The organism is Streptomyces sp. NPDC002690, assembly GCF_053592415.1.
Genome location: NZ_JBSFVR010000464.1, coordinates 1 through 5093 on the forward strand (window position 1 = coordinate 1; position 5093 = coordinate 5093).

3 protein-coding genes and 2 pseudogenes are annotated in these 5093 nt (G+C 73.7%); 3 read left to right on the forward strand and 2 right to left on the reverse strand.

Annotated elements, in window-relative coordinates:
• A pseudogene (locus ACWD3D_RS33360) lies at positions 1 to 512 on the forward strand (ABC transporter substrate-binding protein); the annotation flags it as partial.
• Between the two features lie 67 nt (positions 513 to 579).
• Here the strand turns inward: ACWD3D_RS33360 and ACWD3D_RS33365 are convergent.
• Together ACWD3D_RS33365 and ACWD3D_RS33370 are read right to left on the reverse strand one after the other, a co-directional pair.
• Positions 580 to 2034 (reverse strand): hypothetical protein, encoded by a 1455-nt coding sequence (locus ACWD3D_RS33365; RefSeq protein ID WP_451464459.1) that lies wholly within the window; start codon positions 2032 to 2034, stop codon positions 580 to 582.
• 473 nt (positions 2035 to 2507) lie between these two features.
• On the reverse strand, positions 2508 to 3890 hold the full coding sequence (locus ACWD3D_RS33370; protein WP_451464460.1) for a transcriptional regulator: 1383 nt from the start codon (positions 3888 to 3890) through the stop codon (positions 2508 to 2510).
• Positions 3891 to 4219: 329 nt separating this feature from the next.
• On the opposite strand from ACWD3D_RS33370, the gene ACWD3D_RS33375 reads away from it, so the two are divergent.
• Together ACWD3D_RS33375 and ACWD3D_RS33380 are read left to right on the forward strand one after the other, a co-directional pair.
• Positions 4220 to 4906, forward strand: coding sequence for a bifunctional DNA primase/polymerase (locus ACWD3D_RS33375; protein WP_451464461.1), 687 nt, complete (start codon positions 4220 to 4222; stop codon positions 4904 to 4906).
• 38 nt (positions 4907 to 4944) lie between these two features.
• Positions 4945 to 5093, forward strand: a pseudogene (locus ACWD3D_RS33380) (ABC transporter ATP-binding protein); the annotation flags it as partial.

Here is a 5093-nt window from a genome sequence, read left to right on the forward strand (position 1 = left end):
CGAACGAGGGCGGGACCAGGATCTCCTCGGTGCTCGGCAGCGTCAGCCAGCCGCTCATCGACAGCACCGGCGGCCGGAACAGCCCGTTCGAGGGGGCGCTCGTCACCGGGTGGTACCCCGTGTCCTCGGACGCGCGCTGGGACGAGATGCGCGGGGCGATCCGGAAGTACGCGTTCGAGGACGACAGCATCGACCCCGCGGACTCGGCCGTGCAGACCACCTGGATCGCGTACACCGTGCTGAAGGCGGCCGTCGAAGGGCTGGGGGACGGCGAGGTGAGCGCGTCGGCGGTCACCTCGGTGCTGAACCACGGGCTGAAGGTGGACACCGGCGGCCTCACCCCGGAACTGCGCTGGCGCTACCAGGACATGCTCGGCTCGGCCGCGTACCCCCGGATCGTCAACGGCACGGTCACCTTCCAGGTGGTCCGCGGGGGGCGGCTGGTGTCGCAGAAGAAGGGGTTCACGGACGTCACGGAGACCCTGTCCGACGCCAAGGCCGTCCGGGGCTGAGCACGGCTCCGGCCCCGGCTCCGCCACCGGAGTGCGGGGGCGGGGGCCGGGGCCGGGCGGGCGGGGCTCAGAGCTCCGTGTAACCACGGCTGGTGAGGCCGTACTTCTCGGCGATGGCGTTCCACAGACGGGACGCCTTCTTCTTGGCGGTGGTCGCCTCGCCGCTCTTCTCGGCCGCCTTGCCCGTCTCTCCGGTGTTGGCGGCCTTGCCGCCCTTGCAGACCTTCTTGCCCTTCGCCTGCTTCGCCCAGGCCGCGTAGTGCTCGTCCGCCGAGGCCGAGGCCTCCCAGGCGTTCGTCAGCGCGTCGGTGAGGGCGGCGTTGTCCGGCAGTTGGTCGACCTGCACGTCCTTCAGCCGGTTGACCAGGTCGCGGCGCTGCTGGGCGGCGCCCGTGAGGTCGGCGGCGGCCTGGTCCAGGTCCCTGCACGCCTTGATCTTCTCGACGGCGTTGATCACCGTGTTCCGGCTGTTGTTGCTGTCGGCGAGCAGCTTGTCCAGCTCCGTCGCCTGCGGCTCCGCCGGGTCGTCGGCTCCCGGCGCCGACGAGCCGGAAGCCGGTGAACTCGCCGAGGCGACCGGCTGCTTGTCGTCCTTGGAGTCGCCGCCGCCGCTCAGCAGCGCCCCGGCGCCGAGCCCGACGACCGCACAGCCGACCACCACGGCCGCGATGAGCGGGATGTGCGCCGACCTCCGGCGCGGCTCGGGGCCGGGCTCGTACGGGGCCTGGGGGCTCTCGTACGGCCCCTGGGGACCCTGGTAGCCGGGCGCGTACCCCTGCTGCTGGGCCTGGGGCGGGAGTTGGCCGCCCGGATAGCCCTGCGGCTGCCCCTGGGGGTGGCCGTACTGCTGGTGTGCGGGCGGCTGCTGGTGCGCGGGGTCGACCCGGGGCATCTGCGTGGTGGCGCCGGCCGGTTCGTCGCTGCGGAAGAGGTTGTCGAACTCCGAAGGGGGCCGCCGGTCCTCCGGTGCCCCCGGGCGTATGTCGTACGGGGCGGCGGGAGTCGGCGGGATGTACTGGGTCGCGTCGCCGTCCTGCCCGGCCGGCACCGGCGCGATGAACTGCGTGGCGTCGGAGTCGCCGCCCGGCGCCCTGCCCGGCACGGCCTCCGGCGGCAGCGGCTGCGCGTACGGCTGCGGCTGGGCCGGCGGCAGCGACTGTCCCTGCGGCTGCTGCTGATAGGCCTGTCGCTGCCCGCCCGGGTAACCGTCGGACGCCGGCAGGTACTGCGTCTGCTGGGGCTGCTGGTACGGGTCGGGCGCGCCGTAGCCGCCGGACTGCGGGTAGCCGCCCTGCTGCTGGTACGGCTGCGCCGGGTTGCCCGGGTGCTGCTGGGGTGGCGCCTGGGACCCCCACGCCTGGCCGTCCCACGGGGAGCCGCCCGCCGGGGCGGACTCCTGTGGCCGGCCGTCCGCCGCTGCGGGGTTCCAGGGGGCACCACCGTCCGCGGGCAGCACGACACCTTCGTGGGCGGGCCGTACAGCCGGAAGCTGCTGATCGTCACCCTGTCCGCTCTGCGTCACCGGGACTCCTACGTGTCAACCAACGAAAACGTCGGCTCACGCTATCGGGTGGTTGCCCGGCTTCGCCAAGCGCGTCCGTGGCCCGCACCGTCCCTTCACCAGCCGTACGGCCGCGCGACGGCCCGGGAGGCGAACGGAGGACTCCGGTTACCGGGACTCCGCGCCCGGGACGAACCCGCAGCTCAGGAGCGCGCGGACGCGAACGCGGCCTCCGCCCGGGGCGGACACCCGGCGCCCGGTACGAACTCCGTACCGCGCGACAGCCCTGAGACTTCCGCCACGTCGTCGGGCGCCGGGGCACGCGCCGTACCGGAGTGCGGTCGGCGCACACCATCCCGTACGGCGCGCGCGGCGACCTCTCCCGCGCGCTGCTCCCGCCCCTCGGAAGCCGCCCTGAGCCGGCCTGAGCCGCCCTGAGCCGCCCTGAGCCGCCCTTCTGAGCCGCCCGGACCTCCGAGTTTCCCGACGGGCCCTCAGGCGGCCTGGAGATCCAGGCGCGCGCTGAATTCGCGGACCGCCGACTCCTCCCCGTACGGCAGCAGCCGCTGCTGAAGGTCGTCGAGGTACTCCGCGCCCCGGCTGGAACGCACCGTCTCCAGCAGCTCCACCGCCCGCAGGCCCGTGTAGCAGGCCTGTTCGACCTCGCGCTGCTGGACCTGGGCGGAGGCGAGCAGCACCAGGGCGATGCCGCGCCGGCGCGCCCTGGTCTCGGGAAGCGCGGCGAGCGCCTCCTTGGCCCGGCGGGCGGCGGCGGTGCCCTGGCCCAGATCGCGGTGGCAGTGGGCGAGTTCGTCCGCGAGGTACCCCTCGTCGAAGTGCGCGATCCAGGCCGGGTCGTCGCCGGTGCCCGCGTCGGCCCGCTCCAGCGCCTCCACCGCCCGGCCGGCCACCTCCTCGCAGGTGGCGGCGTCGCCGAGAGCCGCGTGTCCGCGCGCCTCCGCGGCGAGGAACATCGACTCCGCGCGCGGCGTCACCGAGCCGCGCGCGCCCTCCTGGGCCGCGCGGGCGAGCTGCGCGATCTCGCGGGGGTTGCCGAGCTGGGCCGCGAGGTGGCTCATCGAGGCGGCCAGCACATAGCCGCCGTACGCCCGGTCGCCCGCCGCCTGCGCGAGACGCAGGGCCTGGATGTAGTAGCGCTGGGCCAGCCCGGGTTGACCGGTGTCGATCGCCATATAGCCGCCGAGTTCGGTGAGTCGGGCCACCGCCGCGAACAACTCCCTTCCCACCGACTCGCGGTACGCCCCCGAGAGCAGCCCGGAGACCACGCTGTTGAGGTAGTGGACCAGCACCGGGCGGACGTGCCCGCTGCCGAACCGGTGGTCGAGGTCGACCAGCGCCGCGGTCATGGCACGGACCGCCTCCACATCCGAACGCCCCACCCTGGCACCGGCGTTGCGGGCGACCTGCGAGTCGGGCCCGGTGATCAGCCAGTCCCGGCTGGGCTCGACCAGCGCGGAGGAGGCGACGGTGGAGCCGGAGAGCAGGTCGCGGCGGCCCACGTCGCTGCGCCACAGCTCGCAGACCTGCTCGATGGCCCCGAGCACGGTCGGGGCGAACTGGAGGCCGACGCCGGAGGCGAGGTTCTTGCCGTTGGCCATGCCGATCTCGTCGATGGTGACCGTGCGGCCCAGCTTGCGGCCGATGGCCTCGGCGATGATCCCCGGCGCCCGGCCCCGGGGCTGCTGCCCGCGCAGCCAGCGGGCCACGGAGGTCTTGTCGTACCGGAGATCGAGTCCCCGCTCCGCGCCGACCATGTTGACCCTGCGGGCCAGTCCCGCGTTGGAACAGGCAGCCTCCTGGATGAGCGTCTGGAGCCTTTCGTTCGGCTGGCGGGCTACGAGTGGTCTGGCTGCCATGTACGTCCCCCTGGAGAGCGCGGTGTTAGGTGGTGGCATCACTGCCCGTCGTCGGCGCAAGCAATGCGCCCATTCCTCTGTATTCGGTACGACCAGCACGAGAGCTGCTGTTTTTCGGCCACTTCACGCAAAAGACCCGTGCGTCCCGCTCCGCCGCCCCGGAACAGCCCGGAGGCCGGGCCGACGCACGGCCCTGGCATTCCCTACCCGTACATCGGCGCCCGGCCCCGCACGCGCCCCCGCCCGTGCACCCGTGCGCCCCATATGCGGTGCCGGTGCACCGGTACGGCGGCGGGATGCGGCCGTAACCCCCGGTGGTGCGGGGAGTTGTGCTGGACGTGGAAAAGCCGATCACAGTCACGGGAAACGCCCCGCTCCCTCCGCAGCGCGGCGAGCAACTGCTCGACGCCGCCGTCCGCTACACGGAGGAACGCCACTGGGACGTGTTCCCTGGCAGCTGGCTGGAGGCGGTGGACGGACACGAGCGGTGCTGCTGCGGGGACGCGCACTGCGCCCTGCCCGGCGCGCACGCCCTGCGGCCCGACTGGGCGGGCCAGGCGACCGGAAGCGGGGCGGCTGCCCGCCGGATGTGGTCCAAGCACCCGTCCTCCGCCATCCTGTTGCCGACCGGCCGCAGCTTCGACGTGATCGACGTCCCCGAGTCGGCGGGCTTCCTGGCGCTCGCGCGGATGGAGCGGATGGAGCTGACGCTCGGCCCGGCCACCTGTACCCCCGACCGTCGCATGCTCTTCTTCGTCTCCCCCGGTGCCGCCGCCAAGGTCCCCGATCTCGTCATGCACCTCGGCTGGAACGCAGCGTCGATCGACCTCGTCGCCCGGGGCGAGGGCCACTACGTCGCCGCCCCGCCGACCCGGATCGGCGGCCGGGGCGCGGTCCAGTGGGCCCGTCGTCCCACCGCCGCCAACCGCTGGTTGCCCGAAGCCGAGGAACTCGTCAGCCCGTTGTCGTACGCCTGTGCGCGCGAAGCGGCGGACGCGCGGACGCGCCTTTCGTAGGCTGGTCCCCACCTGTGGGGATACCGAAAGGTCGTGCCATGCCTGACCGGACCGAAGCCGAGAACGCCCCGTCTCCCGGGGCGGCCGATCCGTCGGGCCGGCCGCCCGCCGTGCGGGTGCGGGGGCTGTGGAAGAGGTTCGGCCAGCAGATGGCCGTCTCCGGGATCGATCTCGACCTGCCGGCGGG

Coding starts and splice junctions, on each gene's coding strand:
- ACWD3D_RS33370 (WP_451464460.1), bottom strand. CDS start 3,890: ATGGCAGCCAGACCACTCGTAGCCCGCCAGCCGAACGAAAGGCTCCAG.